Source organism: Nostoc sp. DSM 114159 (assembly GCF_053470285.1).
Genome location: NZ_JBPFEH010000001.1, coordinates 3,582,270 through 3,601,355, shown reverse-complemented (window position 1 = coordinate 3,601,355; position 19,086 = coordinate 3,582,270). Strand labels below are relative to the sequence as shown.

At 42.5% G+C, this 19,086-nt stretch carries 14 protein-coding genes; 8 read left to right on the top strand and 6 right to left on the bottom strand.

Features of this window, described 5'->3' with window-relative positions:
• The first annotated feature begins 143 nt into the window (after positions 1-143).
• The gene (locus ACR5KR_RS14790) at positions 144-1,202 is read left to right on the top strand and encodes a zinc-dependent dehydrogenase (protein ID WP_448270199.1); all 1,059 of its coding nucleotides are present in this window, start codon (positions 144-146) and stop codon (positions 1,200-1,202) included.
• A 29-nt stretch (positions 1,203-1,231) separates the two neighbouring features.
• On the opposite strand, the gene ACR5KR_RS14785 is transcribed toward ACR5KR_RS14790, so the two are convergent.
• Positions 1,232-1,597, bottom strand: a complete 366-nt coding sequence (locus tag ACR5KR_RS14785) for a hypothetical protein (protein ID WP_448267048.1) — start codon at positions 1,595-1,597, stop codon at positions 1,232-1,234.
• Between the two features lie 36 nt (positions 1,598-1,633).
• Here ACR5KR_RS14785 and ACR5KR_RS14780 point away from each other — a divergent pair, with 36 nt between their 5' ends.
• Both ACR5KR_RS14780 and ACR5KR_RS14775 read left to right on the top strand, forming a co-directional pair.
• The gene (locus tag ACR5KR_RS14780) at positions 1,634-2,893 is read left to right on the top strand and encodes an inorganic phosphate transporter (RefSeq protein WP_448267047.1); all 1,260 of its coding nucleotides are present in this window, start codon (positions 1,634-1,636) and stop codon (positions 2,891-2,893) included.
• Between the two features lie 817 nt (positions 2,894-3,710).
• Positions 3,711-6,113, top strand: a complete 2,403-nt coding sequence (locus tag ACR5KR_RS14775; RefSeq protein WP_448267046.1) for an EamA family transporter — start codon at positions 3,711-3,713, stop codon at positions 6,111-6,113.
• A 1,794-nt stretch (positions 6,114-7,907) separates the two neighbouring features.
• Here ACR5KR_RS14775 and ACR5KR_RS14770 read toward each other — a convergent pair.
• Positions 7,908-8,051 carry a hypothetical protein gene (locus ACR5KR_RS14770; RefSeq protein ID WP_448267045.1) on the bottom strand — a complete coding sequence of 48 codons (144 nt, stop codon included), beginning with the start codon at positions 8,049-8,051 and terminating at the stop codon, positions 7,908-7,910.
• Positions 8,052-8,294: 243 nt separating this feature from the next.
• Here ACR5KR_RS14770 and hetR point away from each other — a divergent pair, with 243 nt between their 5' ends.
• Positions 8,295-9,194 (top strand): heterocyst differentiation master regulator HetR, encoded by a 900-nt coding sequence (gene hetR, locus ACR5KR_RS14765; protein ID WP_445631722.1) that lies wholly within the window; start codon positions 8,295-8,297, stop codon positions 9,192-9,194.
• A 353-nt stretch (positions 9,195-9,547) separates the two neighbouring features.
• The gene (locus ACR5KR_RS14760) at positions 9,548-9,712 is read left to right on the top strand and encodes a hypothetical protein (RefSeq protein WP_448267044.1); all 165 of its coding nucleotides are present in this window, start codon (positions 9,548-9,550) and stop codon (positions 9,710-9,712) included.
• Positions 9,713-10,290: 578 nt separating this feature from the next.
• Here ACR5KR_RS14760 and ACR5KR_RS14755 read toward each other — a convergent pair.
• Positions 10,291-11,016, bottom strand: a complete 726-nt coding sequence (locus ACR5KR_RS14755; RefSeq protein ID WP_448267043.1) for a hypothetical protein — start codon at positions 11,014-11,016, stop codon at positions 10,291-10,293.
• 462 nt (positions 11,017-11,478) lie between these two features.
• On the opposite strand from ACR5KR_RS14755, the gene rpsD reads away from it, so the two are divergent.
• Positions 11,479-12,087, top strand: a complete 609-nt coding sequence (rpsD, locus tag ACR5KR_RS14750; RefSeq protein ID WP_445631725.1) for a 30S ribosomal protein S4 — start codon at positions 11,479-11,481, stop codon at positions 12,085-12,087.
• 80 nt (positions 12,088-12,167) lie between these two features.
• Here rpsD and moaA read toward each other — a convergent pair whose 3' ends face one another.
• A complete protein-coding gene (gene moaA, locus ACR5KR_RS14745) occupies positions 12,168-13,154 on the bottom strand; it encodes a GTP 3',8-cyclase MoaA (RefSeq protein WP_448267042.1) in 987 nt (328 codons plus the stop codon).
• Between the two features lie 37 nt (positions 13,155-13,191).
• On the opposite strand from moaA, the gene ACR5KR_RS14740 reads away from it, so the two are divergent.
• A complete protein-coding gene (locus ACR5KR_RS14740; protein ID WP_448267041.1) occupies positions 13,192-13,320 on the top strand; it encodes a hypothetical protein in 129 nt (42 codons plus the stop codon).
• A 330-nt stretch (positions 13,321-13,650) separates the two neighbouring features.
• The gene (locus tag ACR5KR_RS14735; RefSeq protein ID WP_322674727.1) at positions 13,651-14,682 is read left to right on the top strand and encodes a hypothetical protein; all 1,032 of its coding nucleotides are present in this window, start codon (positions 13,651-13,653) and stop codon (positions 14,680-14,682) included.
• A gap of 993 nt (positions 14,683-15,675) precedes the next feature.
• Here the strand turns inward: ACR5KR_RS14735 and ACR5KR_RS14730 are convergent.
• Both ACR5KR_RS14730 and ACR5KR_RS14725 read right to left on the bottom strand, forming a co-directional pair.
• A complete protein-coding gene (locus tag ACR5KR_RS14730) occupies positions 15,676-18,144 on the bottom strand; it encodes a two-partner secretion domain-containing protein (RefSeq protein WP_448267040.1) in 2,469 nt (822 codons plus the stop codon).
• A gap of 168 nt (positions 18,145-18,312) precedes the next feature.
• Positions 18,313-18,651: a hypothetical protein gene (locus tag ACR5KR_RS14725; protein WP_448267039.1), complete on the bottom strand. Its 339-nt coding sequence runs from the start codon at positions 18,649-18,651 to the stop codon at positions 18,313-18,315.
• Positions 18,652-19,086 lie beyond the last annotated feature (435 nt).

Below are 19,086 nucleotides of genomic sequence, written 5' to 3'. Positions count from 1 at the left end.
AAAAACTATAATTTTGACTATTGACCAACTTTAAAAATTTGAACAACGCTTAAAACAAGCCAACACACAAAAATCACAGGTGTGATAGCCTAACGTTGACTGCTAATGTTACATCTAGTATCGTTAAGCGGGGAAAAACCAACGTGAAAGCACAGGTATTTAGAGGCGTTAATCAACTGTCTTACGAAGATATCCCAGTTCCAACTCTGGAAGCAGATGAAGTGCTGGTACAGGTGCGGGTTGTGGGATTGTGTCAGTCAGATATAAAAAAAATTCGTTATCCACTGTATGAACCGCCGCGCATTTTTGGACATGAAACCGCCGGCACGATCGCAGCAGTAGGCAATAATGTCAAAGGTTGGCAAGTTGGACAACGGGTAGCAGTGATGCATCACATCCCTTGTATGCGTTGCGCCTATTGCCTAAATGATAATTTCTCGATGTGCGATGTTTACAAAAACATCTCCACTACCGCAGGCTTTAACGCCAGTGGTGGCGGTTTTGCTGATTATGTCAAAGTTCCAGGACATATTGTGGAAAACGGTGGGTTAATTTCCATCCCGGATAATATTAGTTTTGAAGAAGCCAGTTTTGTAGAACCAACTAACTGCTGTTTGAAGGCAGTGAGAAAAGCTCAAATTGCTCCAGGACAAACTGTATTAGTTACTGGTGCTGGGCCAATTGGGTTAATGTTCATTATGTTGGTGAAGTATTTCGGAGCAAAAGCGATCGCTACTGATTTACTACCCTCTAGAATTGATAAAGCCTTGAGTGTCGGTGCAGAGGCGGCTTTTGATGCTCGCGATCCCGATTTATCTGCCAAAATTCATGCCTTAACTGGTGGACTAGGCGTTGATGTCACCTTGCTGGCGGTTCCGAGTGAGAAAGCTTTCTTTCAAGCACTTGATAGTACCCGCAAAGGCGGTAAAATCTTGTTTTTCGCCGAATTTCCTGATGAGGTGGAAATTCCCATTAACCCAAATATCCTCTACCGTCGAGAAATTGACTTGATCGGCAGTTATAGCTCATCTTATCGGCTTCAGAATCTATCAGCCGATATTGTGTTTAATCAGCGAATTGATGTAAAAGCGTTGATTAGCGATCGCTATCCATTAAAAGATTTATCAGCAGCCGTGGAAGTTGCGATCGCACCCACACCGGATACTTATAAAATCTTAATTTATCCGCAAAAGGAAGATTAGGGAGATAGGAGAGTGTTAAAACTAGAAGTTTAAAGTTCTGTCTGAGATTCAGCTACGAAGCTAAAAGGTTCAACGATGGAGCTAAAAGGTTCAACGGTGAAGCTAAAAGGTTCAACGGTGAAGCTCAAAGGTTCGACGGTGAAGCTCAAAGGTTCGACAATGGAGCTAAAAGGTTCAACGGTGAAGCTAAAAGGTTCAACGACGGAGCTCAAAGGTTCGACGGTGAAGCTCAAAGGTTCAACGGTGAAGCTCAAAGGTTCAACGGTGAAGCTCAAAGGTTCAACGGTGAAGCTCAAAGGTTCGACGGTGAAGCTAAAAGGTTCAACGGTGAAGCTCAAAGGTTCGACGATGAAGCTCAAAGGTTCAAAGTTCACCCTTACAAGCTCACGTTTCATCCTTATCTCTCTCACTTTCCCCTTGTCCGCAACAAAATGCTTATTACTCTACTTTTCGTCGCTCTACTAGCTTTCTACGTCGCCTGGAATCTCGGAGCAAACGATGTCGCTAATGCGATGGGAACCTCTGTAGGTTCCAAAGCTGTCACTCTCAAACAAGCACTAATAATTGCTGGGGTATTAGAGTTTACGGGTGCTGTGTTGTTTGGACATGAGGTAACGGAAACTCTCGCAACGAAAATTGCTAATCCCGCTTTATTCGCAGCTACACCCCAAATATTAGTTACTGGGATGGTAACGGTATTAATATCCTGTGGTGTGTGGTTGCAAATTGCCACATCACGCGGTTTACCAGTCTCATCTTCTCATGCGGTTGTTGGTGCGATCGCTGGATTTAGTTGGGTAGCTTTGGGAGTAAATGCAATTGATTGGTCATCAATTGGCTTAATTACCATTGGCTGGATTTTAACGCCATTAATTAGTGGTGCGATCGCCGCTTTATTTTACAGTCAAATCAAGCACTGGATTTTGGATCGACCCAATCAAGTAGTCCAGTTACAAGAATGGATTCCCTGGTTAAGCACTGCGCTGCTAGGTGTATTCGGCGTGATTGTCTTACCATCGCTTACAGAACCGCTAACCAATTTTGTCATTGAGCAAGTTGGTTTTACAATCCCTGCTTACGACATCCCGCTGTTAACAGGTGCAATCGCAGCCGTTGGACTCACAATCCTTAGTTGGCGACAATTGGGAGATAAGGGAGACAAGGGAGAAATACTCCCAAATCCCGTAGAAAGATTATTCGGTCGATTCCAACTCCTAAGTGCTTGCTTTGTCGCCTTTGCTCACGGTTCTAATGATGTGGGAAATGCGATCGCTCCTTTAGCTGCGATCGTTTACATCAATCGCACTGGTAGCGTACCTACTGATGGTATAACTATCCCGCTTTGGATTTTAATCCTTGGTGGTGCTGGTATTGTTGGTGGTTTAGCTGTCTGGGGAAAAAAAGTTATTGCTACCATTGGCGAAAACATCATTGCCTTGCAACCCAGTAGTGGATTTTGTGCCGAACTGGCAACTGCTACCACCATACTTATTGCTTCCCGGCTAGGTTTACCAGTCTCCACCTCCCACGCTCTCGTCGGCGGTGTAGTTGGTATTGGACTAGTGCAAAATCTCAAGTCGATTAAGTTTCAAACACTAAAAGGTATTGCTGCCGCATGGCTAATTACAATCCCCGTGAGTGCTGTCCTTAGCGCTGCCATTTTCAGCATCGCCCGAATTTTATTCTTCTAAGAATTATTAATATTTTCCCAACTTTTCCTCTATTGGAATTTACTCAAAGCAAAACCCAGACTGCAACAACGCCAAAAAAAGCGTGCTTTTGCAGAATTGTTGCTCATTCATTAGAATGTTGTGCAGGGGATAACGTAACTTAGAATTTCCACAGAAGGATACTTTAATCTCCATTTAGAGATATAAACTGTCACACCAGTTACATTCCACACAAATTTACAGTTAGTTTCGCAAGTCAGACAATTTGGTGGGGATATCTAGCGACAAGTCGCCTACGCACACGCATCTGTGAATCTTTGACAATTATTGTTGGCAGCAAAACAATAAATATTTATTTGGAGTGAGATTTCTTTAAAAGTAAAATTTCATTGGCAAATAATTTATGAAAATTAAACTGACCAAAAATAAAAAAGTCCCTATTTAAGGCACTTCCAGGCGTGGCGATCCAATACTTTTCGGGTTTTGGGGAAAAGGAGAAAGAAAAAACCTTTAACCTTTACCCTTTAACCTTTTCCCCAAACCCAATGGCCAGTTAAAAATGGTTAACCGAGCAGTATTGAGACGGGTGCTACCTCACCAAAATTCCAAATCTAATGGTTAAATACTTATCAATACTGAAGAGAACACGGTGTAGTCAGCTGTGTTGGCAAACTTAGATGCTTTGCTAACTTGTGTCTAGTATGACAGAATTACGTTGAAATGCGGAAGTGCTGTTAAAATTTTTAATTTATCTGACAAAATACAGGAAATTAGGATGACCGCCAATAAAGTGTACGGGAAGCAGCTTTATCGTCAAAGTATTAGAGGTTAGAAGCTAATGGGGCGATTCGAGAAGCAACCAGAAAACCCAAGAGTCAGAGGGGAGCTATCTAGAGCAGCAGAAAATGCTCTTTGGGCTTTAGTTGAAGACTTAGAAAATCTTCAGCAGAATGTCCTCAGAGGCTTGCAGGAAGACGTAAAGCGGCTTCAGTCAGAAAAAAATCGGTTATCTGATGAGATTCAAAGCTTGGTAGAGGAAAAAGAGCATTTACAACAAGTGCGCCAAATCACCGAGCAGCAAGTATTAATTCGGCAACTGGCAGAAGTTCTGGCAAAGCATATATCTTCACAACTGCAATCCTCTCTGACAACTTTAGCTAATCAAAGTATGGAGGGCAAATCTTACGAACAAGCGGCGTTGAAGTCTGCTGAAGTGAGCAGCAATGTAGTCGGTGAAATCAATGAAAAAGTTGAACACATGTTTGACAGTCTCGATGACACCGTTACAGTTACCTTTAATTCCTTACAACAGGAGCTGAAGAACTATCAAAGTAATCTTTCCCAACAGTTGTCACGGATGTATAGCCAGCAGCAGCAAGGGGAAACGATTTTGGCGGAGTTTGTTAACCGCCTGCATGGAGAACTAGAAAAAACTATAGAAGAAACTTCACGCAAATCAGCAACAGCAGGTATACCTACTGTTTTGCAGTTTACGGAGCCACAAAAAAACAGTTCTGTTGAAACATCCTTGCCAGAGTTTGAGCAAGTAGTAAGAAATTCCCTTGAGCCAATTTCCCCGATCTCCAATCAATTTTCATCAAGGGAAACAACATTAGAACCACCGACTGTTAGAGAAAACACCGCAAATCCAATTTCTTCTCCCAGCAAGGATGCATCGGTAAGGGAAATAACATCAGAGCCACCAATTGTTAAAGAAAACGTCGCGAATCCAATTTCTTCTCCCAGCAAGGATTTGTCGCCAAAAGAAACAACACCAGAGCCGCCGATTGTTAGAGAAAATACCGCGAATCCAATTTCTTCTCCCAGTAAGGATTTGTCGCCAAAAGAAACAACACTAGAGCCGCCGATTGTTAGAGAAAATACCGCGAATCCAAGCAAGGATTTGTCGGTAAGAGAAACGCCATCAGAATCTACTGCGGCTGTAGTTCCGCCACCAAAGGATAATGCCACCGAGCCAATTTCTGTCCTCAATCAGGAATCGCCGGAAGACGAAACGAAATCAGAGTCTTTGCTCACATCTGTGCTACAGCCGAGAATAATCCGACCTTCTCTCAAGATTCCTACTGAACCACTTTCTGTCCGCCGTAAGAACGTATCGCAAAGTACAGCTGAATCCTCATCGACCACTGCGCCAGAAGCGCAGGTGGAAGCAAAACCCCCACAATCGCGATCGCCTAATTCCTCTGGGTTATCGGCACTCAGAATCGGTTTGTTTTTGATCGTCTTATCGGCAGTGGTGTCGTCACTTTACAACGTAGCCATCAAGGTGATTTTCCACGAAGGTTCCCAGATTTTTGGAGTATTAGAGGTAGAGCAATTGCTACCGCCGACTTTGGGCAATACTCTGTTAATTTTGACGCTACGGTTTATGGTAGTCGTACCACTAATGGTACTTTTGTCTCCGATATTGCATCCAAGACTGTGGCAAGATTTGGATAACTTGTCTGCTTCAGTCCGAGGAAATTCCACACCTGCCAATGCCGCTACCAAGCAGATTTTGGTGTTGTCAATTGTGAGTGGCTGCTTTTTGTTTTTATCTCAGGTATTAATCTATATTGCGATCGCTCAAGTCACAACGGGAATGGCGATCGCACTGTTCTTTATCTATCCAATGGTTAGTGGTCTATTCTCGTGGTTTCTGTTTCGCGATCGCCCCACTCTATTCCGCATCGCCGCGATCGCCGCGATTTGCTGCGGTGAATTGTTGGTTTTAGGAGGTTCTCCCAGCATCGGTATCGGTAATACTTCAATAGGAAGCAGCACTGCCATTCTTTCGGGTGTGGCTTTTGGTGCCTACATAATTCTGACGCGAGTCTGTGCTAGCAAACTCCATCCGGTGACTTTTACTTTAATCAACTTCACTACCATGTTGTTGTTGAGCTTTATCTGTTTGATGCTACCTTTGCCCAGCAGTTGGAACTTGGTAGTAGTTGACCCCTCGAAAATGCTGGAATTGGTTTTAAGCGCGTTTATTTTAGGCGTGCTGACCCTTGCAGGTTATTTGCTCAATAATGTTGGTATTAGTAAACTAGGTGCCTCGCGATCGGCGCTCATCGGTGGTAGCATCCCAGTTTTAACCGTGATTTTCGCTGGGTTAATCATTCAAGAAAATTTGGATATTGTGCAAATTCTGGGAGTGTTATTTGTAACCTTTGGCGCGGCTGCTTTCAGCTTTGAAACAATGCGAAATCAGGTTAAATCCTCTAGTCCCACGAATTAAATGGCGAGTTCAATCAGCTTAAGAGTGATAGGAGCTACTTTACTCCCCATCACTCTCAGCATCAATCTTGACGCTAATGCACTCACTTGTAACTTCAAGATCCCCGACTTCTCAAAGAAGTTGGGGATTTAAGTTTTTACGAATAATTTCAGAATGCTGTATAGGTGCAGATACAATACTTGTCGGTTAACGCGAAAAGGGGAATGGGAAAGGGGAAAGAAAAAACCTTTAACCTAAACCCAGTAACCTTTTCCCAAAACCAAATTCCAGTTTAAAATCCCAAACCCAAGCAGTATTGGGTGCAGATATAGCAGTTGCCAGGTAGATTAGGAAATAATGACAAGCGTAAATCTCAGAAATAGCAAGGTTTTTACCTCCAGCATGGTTGTTGAGTTTCGACTACGCTCAACTGCCGCGTAGTCGAAACACTGCCTCCTGCCAAGCTGCCTCTTGCTATAACACTTAATAGATCGGCAAGCAGTATTCAGAATAAATCGACTTGTAATATATTTTTAGGAATTTAGCCTGATACAGGTAGGGAAAACACGTATATGTAAGCAACATGAGTAGTACGAGCATAAGTACTTGCTCAGAGAGAATATTCGCAAGGAGTTAAGACTATTGCAGCATATTTTGGAACTAAGAGATGGAGAAGTCGCAGAAATGCTTAGAGGAACTCGTTTTTTCAAGCCAAACGTACTTAGTTGATATTAGGCGGTCGGCCTACCTGTTTTTTCAGTATAGGAGGCAAAGTAAGTGGGCAAGAATAGACTAACTTATGTTAAGCAATGTAAATTACATGAAATTGCCTTGTAGTGAGAGCTAAAGTCCTTGTTGTTCCGTTTTATTTGTCCTTAATGAGGAAGCCTCCCAGACTGCACTAAGTCACTACAAATCTTTAATTATTCACACCCACTTACTAATTGTGTTTTGTAAAATGGTATCTTTATTTCTATCGTTTTATACAAGTCAACTTAATCTGCGATCGCCAAAACACCCAGAAAAAGAAGCTTTTATCGTAGCTTACTACGGATTCTCACTCTTTTCTCGCGACAAACTATCTACGTAATTTAAGTCTCTGAAATATACAAAATAGCGAGGTAAAACATACTTGAAAGTAGCCAAGAAATTAGTTAAATCATCAAAATTTAAAATTCTTTCATGAAAGAAATATAAATTTATGGCAAAAAAAACTCTAAACAATCATCGGATGGAACCCAAGATGTCTTATTATATGTATAGCTATTAACTAATCTTTCGGTTATTAGCACGAGCAGCAAAGCCTTATATCTACGCGATTGAGTCGGAAGTAATCGCGGCTTTTTGTGTCCACTCATCATATATAAAATAATAAATAAAAGTGGGATTTAGGATAGATATAAAATATCATCAAACCTTGATTTAAGCAGAATATAAAATATTTAAATAGTCATCATTTATAAACTTTAAAATGCACAATTTTATTTCAAAACGAAAAAATGGTGATATGATATAGAACAATATTTGAAAAACAACAGGTATTTTGAAATTGGAATTATTTGCTCTACTTGATGTCTACTATCTTTCCTCAAGCCAACGGCTCATATTACCGAGACATCACTGGAGGTTGTGAACAAAATGATAGTTGACAACGGGCTGTATAGCTCAACCTCTAAATGTGGCTACACCTGGTAAGCGATTTGTTTTGAGACAATTCCCAATTATTTCTAGTCAATTGTGTACTACAAATAATTCGCCAAAGTGGCAAAAAAGCATCTTTTTCTAGTAACAAATATCCCAGATTAACTGTGCAAACTAGTTTTTATTCTGAATCGGCACAGCACCATCATTAGGTGTAAGCAGCTTGACGTTGTTGCTCTTGAAAGATGAAAAAAACCAGAAAACTGAAAGGCTTTGGAGATGAATTGCAGCATAGTTGACTGTTGGGACATAAACCACCGTTAAACTAGATTTGGTGGTGTCTCTAATTTCCCGGTTAAATGCTTCAGACAGTTATAGTCACAACTAGCAACTCTGCTTTTTAACCAGGAAAGATGCGAAAATGGTAGTTTGCGCTACCACCGATATCATCGTTATCGCATACTAATATAGTTTGAAGTAAAGACAGCTTTCAGCCAGGTGTGTACTACTTATTTTCACTCGATTAAAATTGTGTAAACGTGCTATTCAATTGTCTGTAATATGAGTAACGACATAGATCTGATCAAACGTCTTGACCCCAGTGCGATGGATCAGATCATGCTTTATCTGGCTTTTAGTGCCATGCGGACGAGTGGGCACAGGCATGGGGCATTTTTAGACGCAGCCGCAACAGCAGCAAAGTGTGCAATTTACATGACCTATCTAGAGCAGGGACAAAACCTGCGGATGACAGGGCATTTGCACCACTTGGAGCCAAAACGAGTAAAAATTATTGTAGAAGAAGTCAGGCAGGCACTAACAGAAGGCAAACTGTTAAAAATGCTGGGTTCTCAAGAACCTCGCTATTTAATTCAATTGCCTTATGTCTGGCTAGAAAAATATCCTTGGCAACCGGGGCGATCGCGCGTTCCTGGTACTAATCTGACAAGTGAAGAAAAAAGACAAATTGAGCAGAAACTACCAAGTAATCTACCTGATGCTCAGTTAGTTAGCTCCTTTGAGTTTCTGGATTTGATCGAGTTTTTACACAAGCGATCGCAAGAAGACTTACCAGCAGAACACCAAATGCCTTTGAGTGAAGCTTTGGGCGAGCATATTAAGCGCCGTCTGCTTTACTCAGGAACGGTAACACGGATTGATTCTCCTTGGGGAATGCCCTTCTACGCGCTAACCCGTCTTTCTTATACCCCAACAGACGATGAAGAACGTACACACATCACCGTGGAAGATACCGCTCGGTATTTTCGCATGATGAAAAATTGGGCAGAACGGCGACGAAATGCCATGCGCTTGCTGGAAGAACTTGATATCCTCCCAGAAAAAATGGATCGGGCTATGGAAGAATTGGATGAAGTTATCCGTGCCTGGGCAGACAAATATCATCAAGATGGTGGTATTGCAGTGGTTTTACAGACAGCTTTTGGTGAAAGAGAAGACTAGTACAACTAACTGTACAAACTGTGCAAAATCCTAAATTCCCAAAGCTGAAAAACTGACGTGAGTTCAACTAACCTCTCTCCAACTCCTCTTTGCGTTGGAGAGGAGAATTATAATGTTTTTCATTTATTTGAATGAAATGCTTATCTGGTCAGTGGACATGGGAACAGTGCTAGGTATCGTATGCCCACAAGTGGCAGAAGTGCTACCGAAGTTTATCCTACTTAATACAACGTTTGACAAAAGTTGCATTAGTGTACAATCCGCCTGAAGGTTCGCGTGATATCTTTGTAGTCTAGATAAGATCGGGTGTTGGCATCATTGAGAAGGGCAAAAAGACGGCTTTTTTGGGCGAGATGCTGAAACTTCTTCAACCTTTCGATGATGATATAAACACCAAAGTAAGAAATATAATAACTATTATTGCTTTAATTCCAGCTTGTTCCGACTTGGAACTAGTGCGACAAAGCGATCGCTTTCTCTACGATCGAACTACCGATAATTTAATACGCTTGGGTTAGCACCAAAAACCTTAAGTTGTGTAGGTTGGCGAGGCACTGCGCCTTTGCGGTTTCCCGACTTGTACCCCTTTGGGGAAGCAAGCTTCACGCTGCGCGTCTCTCCTTCTCCTTTTGACAGAGGCGTTGCGCTAAGGGAGAAGCAAGTGGGGTTTGAAAAACGTAGACCCGAAGGGGCTTCTCGAAGAGTAACCCAACATTTTCATAGCTTTGTTAGGTTGCGCTTTGCTTCACCCAACCTACAATTTTTCACAAAGCCAAGCGTATCGATCGGTAATCTTTTTTTTGACGCAGATGGGATTGGTAAAGCTGCACAAGTTCAAATCGCCTAGTTCTCGAATCAAGCAATAGTAACTAATGTAAATATTACTGTCATTGCCTAACCAAAGCTATACAGTCAGCAAAGGTAAATTATCCAGTCAGGTTGAAGCATTGTAAATATATAAGGCTGGGTTTCGCTGTTGCTCAACCCAACCTACAAATTAAAATCGGATAATTTATTTTTTGGTAGTCCCTGAATCAGGTTGGCAAATAGCCACTCTAAATTCAACCTGTATATCAATTACACAAAGCACTGTAATCTAATTAGTGCCCGGTTGAGTTGGAACAACTGGTTGGGTTGGAATAACTGGTTGAGTTGGAATAACTGGTTGAGTTGGAATAACTGGTTGAGTTGGAATAACTGGTTGAGTTGGAACAACCGGTTGGTTTGGAAATGGGGTAGTTTCTAAACTTGGACTTGAACCCTCAGGAATTATCGTTGGCTGTGTAGACGAAGATGAAGCACCGATAACACTATCAGCAGCACTGATACAAGTATCTAGCGCTTGAGTAGCGGGAAAGTTGATTTGGCTACGCAAGCCAACCACACACTGACCAAAGCGCACGGGTAACAAACTGCGTCCACAATAATCTAAAACTGTCGGATTAGCTTCTTCCTTAGTACTTAAGCTAACACCAACTACACAGGTTGCTAACTCTTCAGGACGCCGGGCCTTCCCACAAGAAAAAAGCGCATCCGTTGCAGCAATTTGGGTTTCCTTATCAATTTTCACCACGCAAGCAGCCAAATCTCTTGGACGCAATGCTGCTGCACAACCTGCTGATGCCGCTTCTGCCTTTACACCCACACTCAGTAGGCGACCCGCACAGACACTATAATCATTCCTGTAAGAGGCAGCAACAGCCACATTAGGCAAGATTGTTAAACATCCAGCTATAGCCAAAACTGGTAATGTTAAAATCCTGGAGGTGGAACTGCCTTGTTTGTTCTTAACTCTGCTAACCACTTTTTTGCTCATTGACATTGCCATTCTCCAAACACCCAAAGTTATGCTAACTCAAATATCTTAAAAATCCTCTGTAATCTAAGAATTTCAGAGGTAGTAAAGTATGGACATAATTAATTATGTCGAAAATTGTGTTAATATAGCTGTTTGAAAGATAAGTAGGCAACGTAAAAAGTATTTCAGAGTAAGAATACTGCGTAAACCAATCTGATGATTGAGTAGCCTACGAAACTAAATAAACACAAAAAACTTATGGGCAGAAGTACGGCGTGACAGGTCGGAATTCAGGCTTGGAGGCTAGTTTGTCGGGTTTACCGATTAAAAGCAACTGGCGCAAAAATCGATGCGTCTACCTTGGTGAGATACGTCTTACCTCGGTAAGCAGCTTCAAAAAACCAAGAATCCCCTGATTAACAATTAGGGGAGTGTCAAAATGGAATGTTTCGGTAAAGTTTAAACAGGATTAGATTAAGGAAACTCATGTCCCGATATAGAGGGCCCCGCCTCAGAATTGTCCGCCGCTTGGGCGACTTACCAGGATTAACTCGTAAAAGTGCCAGACGCGCTTACCCACCTGGGCAGCATGGCCAGAATCGCAAGAAGCGCTCTGAATATGCTATCCGTCTAGAGGAAAAGCAAAAGCTCCGCTTCAACTACGGTTTGACTGAAAAGCAATTGCTCCGCTATGTGCGGAAAGCCAGACGTGTTACTGGTTCTACGGGACAAGTACTGTTGCAATTGCTAGAGATGCGCTTGGATAATACCGTTTTCCGCTTAGGTATAGCTCCAACTATCCCAGCCGCTCGTCAATTGGTAAATCACGGTCACGTAACTGTTAACGGTCGTGTGGTGAATATTGCCAGCTACCAATGCCGTCCTGGTGAAACAATTGCCGTCAGAGATCGGGCACAATCACGGAAATTGGTGGAAGCTAACTTGCAATATCCCGGTTTGGCAAACCTCCCCAGTCATTTGGAGTTTGACAAAAATAAATTGGTTGGTAAAGTCAATAGCGTTATTGAGCGCGAATGGGTGGCATTACAAATTAATGAACTACTTGTGGTGGAATACTACTCACGACAAGCTTAAACACTTAGGAGTTAGGAGTTATGAGTTAGGAGTTGCAAGACGATAATTTCTAACTCCTCACTTTTAACTCCTAACTTTTTTCAACCGCCAATTTGCGACATGGTGCGAGTATATGCACCTAAAATGCCAGAATCACGCCCTTTAAAGTTAATTTCTGGCTTATTTGCGAGTAAATCTCTGACCTGCTCTTGTAATTTAGCGGTGCTGACACCAGAACGCAGGGCAGTTTTTAAATCTATTTGACCAGTTTCATTCAATAGACAGGGACGCAGCCAGCCATCAGCACTCAGGCGCATCCGATTACAACGATCGCAAAAACATTCCGACATCTGACTAATAAATCCTAGTGTCCCCTTCGCACCAGGAATTTGAAAAACATCGGCAGGGCCAGCACCACGAACTTGTGATTCTGTCAAGCCCCAGCGATCGCGAATACGTTCTCGTAAATCGGCTGAAGATACCCAACCGCGATCGCCAAATAAATGCACATTACCAATGGGCATAAATTCAATAAAGCGAACGTGCCACTGTTTATCAATTGTTAGGACGGCTAAATCGAGAACTTCGTGGTCATTAACGCCAGGAATTACGACCACATTCAGCTTCAGGGGGTCGAATCCGACTTGATGGGCTGCTTGAATCCCCTGCCAAACTTGTTGCCAACGAGAACGCCCCTGATTACCAATAATTTGGTCAAAAATATCGGGATCGAGAGAGTCTAGACTAATATTAATTCGTCGCAGACCAGCATTATAAAGGTTTTTTGCCATCGGAGCCAGCAAAAACCCGTTGGTGGTCATTGAGATATCTTGAGTTTGGGGTAAAGTTGCGATCGCACCGACTAAATCCACCACACGCGGACGTAATAAGGGTTCACCTCCAGTCAAACGAAATCGGGTAAAGCCTACTGGAATAAATACCTCTTGAATTAAGGTGAGTAGTTCTTCATCAGTCAATAACTGTTGCTTGAGAATATAGTCCAGTTCTACTCCCTCTGGCATACAGTACTGACAACGAAAATTGCAGCGATCGATTAAGCTAATGCGGAGGTAGTCTACCTGGTTCATCGTTTTATTTTTATTCTCTCTGATTAATTAAAGAAGAATGCACAATTCAGAATTCAGAATTCAGAATCAAGACACTCTCTACAAGACTCTGCGCTATCCGCCAGTACTTCTCTACAAGACGCTGCGCGTAGCTTGCTTCCACGAAGTGGTACGACAAGCTCAGTAACCATCACACAGAATTAAATTCTGTTAGCGGATAGCTAAGGTTTAGCCCATTCTGGCGACTGACGCCTTTATTCTTGACTTTACAAAGGTGGTTTACCCCCAATACTTATCGGGTTTTGGGGAAAGGGACTCATGTTAAAAGGGAAAAAACCTTATATATCAAGCCTTCTACTCCTTTTCCCCTTACCCTTTTCCCTTTAACCGAGCAGTATTGGGTTTACCCCTTTCCTACTATCTTTGTTGTAACTCAAAATACCGTACTCCCCCTTAAGTGAGAGTCCACAGATTGTGGCATAATAAGCCGATCGCATCCACTAGTTAGTCATCAATCGTGCAAGATACCGACTCCATCAACGACCTTGCTGCTGCTTTACAACAGCCAGCCGATATCAGCTTTGAACTGCCCGATCCAGAAGATGAACAGATTCTAGAGTCAGATTTTCAACAGCAGCTAGAAGTAGCTTGGCAGGTATGCGATCGCTTTGATTTGCAAACTGAAATCTGGCGGGGGCGAATTTTACGGGCGATCCGCGACAGAGAAAAAGTGGGTGGTGACGGCCGCGGTACTGGCTTTCTCCGATGGCTAAAAGAGCGGGAAATCAGTAAAAGTCAAGCATACTCCTGGATTCAACTGGCAAATAGTGCTGATACTCTCATCGAAGACGGTAAACTTGACCCCGGATCTGTGAATAACTTCAGTAAACGGGCATTTGTCGAAACCTCCAAAGCAGTCCCAGAAGTGCAACAGATGGTGAGTGAAGCCGCCCAAAAAGGCGATCGCATCACAAGGCGGGAAGTGCGTCAACTCAATGATGAATGGACAGCCATGTCCTCAGATTTATTACCCGAAGCCGTTAAAGAAAAAGCCGCAGATAACACCCTTCCCCCGCGCTACATTGCCCCACTGGTGAAGGAAATGGAAAAACTGCCAGAATCGCATCAAAAGTTTATCCAAAAGGAAATAGCTGCCAATCCTGATGTGGATACTCTGAAACAGGTAACTAGCGAAGCGCGTAACTTGGCGAAATATCTCAAAGGGGCGGCTCAAGTTCAGGCGCTAACCCAGGAAAATGTTGATATTGAAACAGCCTTAGAAGAAGCGCAAAGAGTCGGCTGTTTGAGCATTGCTGCTGATTTGGTAAATCAGGCATCGCAAATTGAACAAACGATCGCTAAATTGTACATGACTTGGAAACGGATCGGTAATTTAGCAGATCGATTATATGTAGATACTGGTGCAAGTACACCCAACCTGCGATCGCTCCTTACTTGCTTGGAACCTCTAGGTGGTGAAATCATGGAATTGCAACTGAGTGGTGCGACTGAACACACTGTTCGTTTGCAAATTCAAGAGACGAATTAGGGAGTGGGGAGTAGAGACGCGATTAATCGCGTCTGTACAAGAGTTAGGAGTTAGGAGTTATTCTCCTCCTGCTTTCCTCTTTCCCTTCACTGGGATAAGTTTGGGTTTGTGGGTCATCTAATATGACGTGAGTTCGACGAGTGCTATTTTGACCTCTCTCCCAGCCCCTCTCCTACCAGGCTACGGTGTACACACAAGTGTTGGTGCAGTGTATCTATCCCGCCTCGGAATAAATTCCGAGTCTCATAACGCAAGTCCTCTAAAAGAGGACTAAACAAGAAATTTAGTTTAGTCCTCTAAAAGAGGGCTTTAACTATCAGCCCGGAACTTTAGTTCTGGGCGGGATATTTGCTCAGTGTGGGACTTTCACTTGAACATATTGGGTGGGTAGGATTTTTAGAGATGTGTGTACACGGTAGCCTACCAAGAGAGGGGAGCAAAAAGCTTCCTTACTCGTTACTCCTCCCTCTCCTTACCCAGACGCTACGAACTCATTTGCTACGGCGTACGCAATTGCTATTTCGGCGAACTCATTTGTTAATTTGGCGTACGCAATTGCTATTTTGGCGAACTCATTTGTTAATTTGGCGTACGCAATTGCTATTTTGGCGAACTCATTTGTTAATTTAGCGTACGCAATTGCTATTTTGGCGAACTCATTTGTTAATTTGGCGTACGCAATTGCTATTTTGGCGAACTCATTTGTTAATTTGGCGTACTCATTTGCTATTTCGGCGTACTCATTTGTTAATTTGGCGTACTCATTTGCTATTTTGGCGTACTCATTTGCTATTTCGACGTACTCATTTGTTATTTCGGCGATGCCTACGGCTGGCTACACCTACGTATTTGCTGATTGCGTTTATCCTAAAACAACTTAAAAAACAAATACCTCTCTCTGGTATTACTACGCAAAACCTGTCCCTCTTTAGATCAAAGAAGGACAAGCTTGAACCATAGTTCAAAGTAGGGAGAGGTTTGTCGAACTCACGCCTAATTAGCAGGGCAAGATTTAGAGGTGAGCGAGGAGTTATGGGGCGTCGCTGTGGGTACTTGAGCAACCAGAACTACGTTTCCATTGGCATCCATTACCCAGCCTTGGGCTTCTACAATTTGAGTAGGTTCATTGACAGAATTAACTTTCTGTAATTTTTTTTCTGTGTTTCTCTGCGCCTGAACAACGGCTCTTTTTTGAATACCGCCAGCACGATTCTGACTCTCTGGAGGGAGCGCGATCCAATCTGCTAGTACAGCATCATCAGCTATCAATGGCTCCGTGGGATCGGCTACTAGTCCTCCGCGTCCAGTTGTAATAAATGAATTTCTTCCTATTTTTCCACCAGAACTACAACTAGCAACAATTTGCCGCGAAGTATCAACCAGATTTACGGGCAGTACCACTAATCCTTTACTGGGGTCAGCATCCGGTGAGTTGATTTGTACAGTGCCATTTAATGAAGGGTTTTGCTGAGAAAATGCGGTGATGTCATTTGTTAGCAGGTTATTCGGGTCTTTTTCTTCTGGATCAAGCCTCTCTACCTCTGCACCTGTGCGAGGCACAAAACCAAAGAGGTTCTTAGCAGTGATTGTGATTTTACCACCAGAGCCAGAGAAGCCGTTGGCGGTGATATCGCTATTTTCTAAGGGAGCGGCAACAAGGAAGCCATTTGGTGCTTTGATGGTAATATTACCGCCATCTCCATCACCTCCGGCATTAGTGGATATTTGACTATTGCGGTGCATCAGTAATAAATCCCGCACCTGTAGCGAAATATTCCCGCCCTTACCTAACTCACTATTAGATGTGAGTTTTCCTTTATCCAGCAGGATAGAGCGAGCGTTTATATTGAGTTCGCCTGCTTGACCTAAATTGGATACACTCCCTTGAGAGTTGAAATCGTTTTCAGCTTCACTGCTCACAGTTATTGCAGCTCCATCCCGGACAATCAATTGCTTTGTAGTTACTATTAAGTTGCCGCCATCTCCAGACCCTTTAGTTCCAGCAAACAACCTACTGAGCTTAGAACCATTTGGTGAAGTTCCACTTACTTCTACCAATTCAGAGGCGTTCACTGTCAAATTTCCTGCATATCCTGTGGCTGGTATAAATTGATTTGACTTAATAAATAGTATTGCCGAAGACTCTGCTGATACCCCTGCTCCCCCCTGGATACGCAACATTTTGGTATTTATAGTTATATCACCAGCATTTTTCTCACCAGCGCTAAACAATCCGCTGGGTAGTAAATCAGTACCATCTGGCAATGGCGTGATAGTGCCGCCGATCAGTTCCACCGAATCTGAGGCATTTACGATTAATTGACTCGGTAAACCCGAACCACGATTATACATTAATACTTGTGCTCCACCCCTGACAATCAACTTCCCGGTAGCGATCTGTATGTTTCCAGCGTTTCCAGTTGAGTAAGTCCCACTTGACAATATTGCACTACCGTCAAGTTCTAAAGACTCGGCGGCAGTCACTATCAAATTCCCTCCTTGTTGCGCTCCTAAAGTGTTAGCAGAAATCTCTGAGCCGCCATTGAGCAGTACGCGCCTGCCTTGTATTTGGATATTACCGCCACCATTGCCACTAGTATCTACAATAGATTGATATGTGTTAGAACCATCAGTTCGCTGGATGAGTTGAATATTCTGGAAATTCTGAACACCTTCATACCCTAAACTCCAGCCTTGGTTTGTAGGATTCAGACTAACCAGACTATTGCCAGCGACACTTCCTAGCTCTATTCGTCCCGATTCTGCTGTTAAATTTCCTCCATCCAGGGTGATATCATTACCTACAAGTGCCAAGGTTTTGCCTTGCTGCACCTGTAGACCAACAGGCATTTCTAAGAAGGAACTGGTTATGCCACCTGGACTTGCTTGGGATTGATTGTGGATCGTTCCTGGTGTAGCTCCAAATTGTAAGCCAACGGGAACACTGACTCTCAGAAGGGGTGTGGTTTGGGGATCTGTAGCGCTAAAGTTAGTACCATCGGCAAAATTCAGACTACTTGCTGTACTTGCCACGAATGAACCGGGGATGTCTAGAGACGCATTGGGGCCAAAAATAATCCCGTTGGGATTAATTAGAAAGAGGTTGGCTTTACCGTTAGCTCGAAGTGTACCATCAATATTAGAAATAGACTTGCCTGTTATCCGAGCAATGACGTTATCAATATTTGCCGCATTGTTAAAGTAAGCTGTACTTCCAGTAGGTACAGAAAACTGTTCAAAGCTATGGAACAAATTTGTGCCACGAGTTGCTCCACCATCAATTTGGTCAGTAGGCTTACCATTGATTAGCTTAGGTGTAACAACTGAATTTTCCGAGCCCAAAGTGTCATCTCTAACAATCTGAGCCAAAGCATAACTCCCAGAGAAGGTGAGCGCTCCAGTAATTCCTAAAGCACTCACTAATCCTAACTTCCAGTACCAAATAGTTCGGCTTTGAGCCATTATATAATTTGCACCAAAAAACAATAGTTTAGTGAATTACTGCTCATTACTAATTATGATAATGAAACTGTGAGATGATCTATTCAGCCTAACTTTGTGAGTATAAAAATCGGGATTTTCATATTCACTTGGATGGGGCTTTTAGCTGCTCTATAAAAACCACATCCTTTAGCAGTAGCAGCCTCTCTTACTTTGGTTTGTAGGGCAAGGGATACACAATAATTTATTCACTAGCACTAATTCCTGTCCTAGTTCTCCGGTAATTTCTGGCAAAATTTTCTTTGCTTGCTCATTATCAACAGCATCACCATCTTGAATTTTATTTATATCTATACTGCACTGAAACTTAATTTTAAGAATTTTGTTTCCTGATATAGAATACTTTTCGAGTACCTTGTGGAATTTAGAATTCTCCAGTATCTCACTTATTTCCTGCTGAATTTCGTATTGTATCTGCTGTAATGTTTCAGTATCTATAACTGTTGACTGTACTGTTTTAGATTCCATGAATTTTGCTCTCCTTGCAGACTGGTCAATGTGTAAATTTATTTTGTGATGTACTAAATTAACGTGAGTTTGATTAGTACAGTTTGGTAACGAAGGAATCAATAATACAAAGTCTAGAGTGGTACGAAAGCATTAAGTTTCTAACGCTCTTGTGAACTTCGATAATTATGAATTCAGCTTGACTAGTTATAATTACGCATGGTGTTACAAAACTTCATATATTTCTGCCGGATTTGCTTAAAGCATTCATAAATCTGGCTACTGACCGTTGATTGCTCAAGAGAATTGAGTAATTGATATCTCCTCAAGTCTCACACTCTGCTTACGGTTTGGATAAACTTAGAAGCTTTATTAAGGCGATCGCTTGCATAAAGTCCATAGCCAATCAGCGATCGCACTCACACCTATTTGAGTAAAAGAAGCGATCGCTCATAT

Excerpts from the sequence above, each read along its gene's own strand:
- ACR5KR_RS14785 (WP_448267048.1), bottom strand. The coding sequence starts at position 1,597 with ATGAAACGTGAGCTTGTAAGGGTGAACTTTGAACCTTTGAGCTTCATC.
- ACR5KR_RS14780 (WP_448267047.1), top strand. The coding sequence starts at position 1,634 with ATGCTTATTACTCTACTTTTCGTCGCTCTACTAGCTTTCTACGTCGCC.
- ACR5KR_RS14775 (WP_448267046.1), top strand. The coding sequence starts at position 3,711 with ATGGGGCGATTCGAGAAGCAACCAGAAAACCCAAGAGTCAGAGGGGAG.
- hetR (WP_445631722.1), top strand. The coding sequence starts at position 8,295 with ATGAGTAACGACATAGATCTGATCAAACGTCTTGACCCCAGTGCGATG.
- ACR5KR_RS14760 (WP_448267044.1), top strand. The coding sequence starts at position 9,548 with ATGCTGAAACTTCTTCAACCTTTCGATGATGATATAAACACCAAAGTA.
- ACR5KR_RS14755 (WP_448267043.1), bottom strand. The coding sequence starts at position 11,016 with ATGTCAATGAGCAAAAAAGTGGTTAGCAGAGTTAAGAACAAACAAGGC.
- rpsD (WP_445631725.1), top strand. The coding sequence starts at position 11,479 with ATGTCCCGATATAGAGGGCCCCGCCTCAGAATTGTCCGCCGCTTGGGC.
- moaA (WP_448267042.1), bottom strand. The coding sequence starts at position 13,154 with ATGAACCAGGTAGACTACCTCCGCATTAGCTTAATCGATCGCTGCAAT.
- ACR5KR_RS14740 (WP_448267041.1), top strand. The coding sequence starts at position 13,192 with ATGCACAATTCAGAATTCAGAATTCAGAATCAAGACACTCTCTACAAG.
- ACR5KR_RS14730 (WP_448267040.1), bottom strand. The coding sequence starts at position 18,144 with ATGGCTCAAAGCCGAACTATTTGGTACTGGAAGTTAGGATTAGTGAGT.
- ACR5KR_RS14725 (WP_448267039.1), bottom strand. The coding sequence starts at position 18,651 with ATGGAATCTAAAACAGTACAGTCAACAGTTATAGATACTGAAACATTA.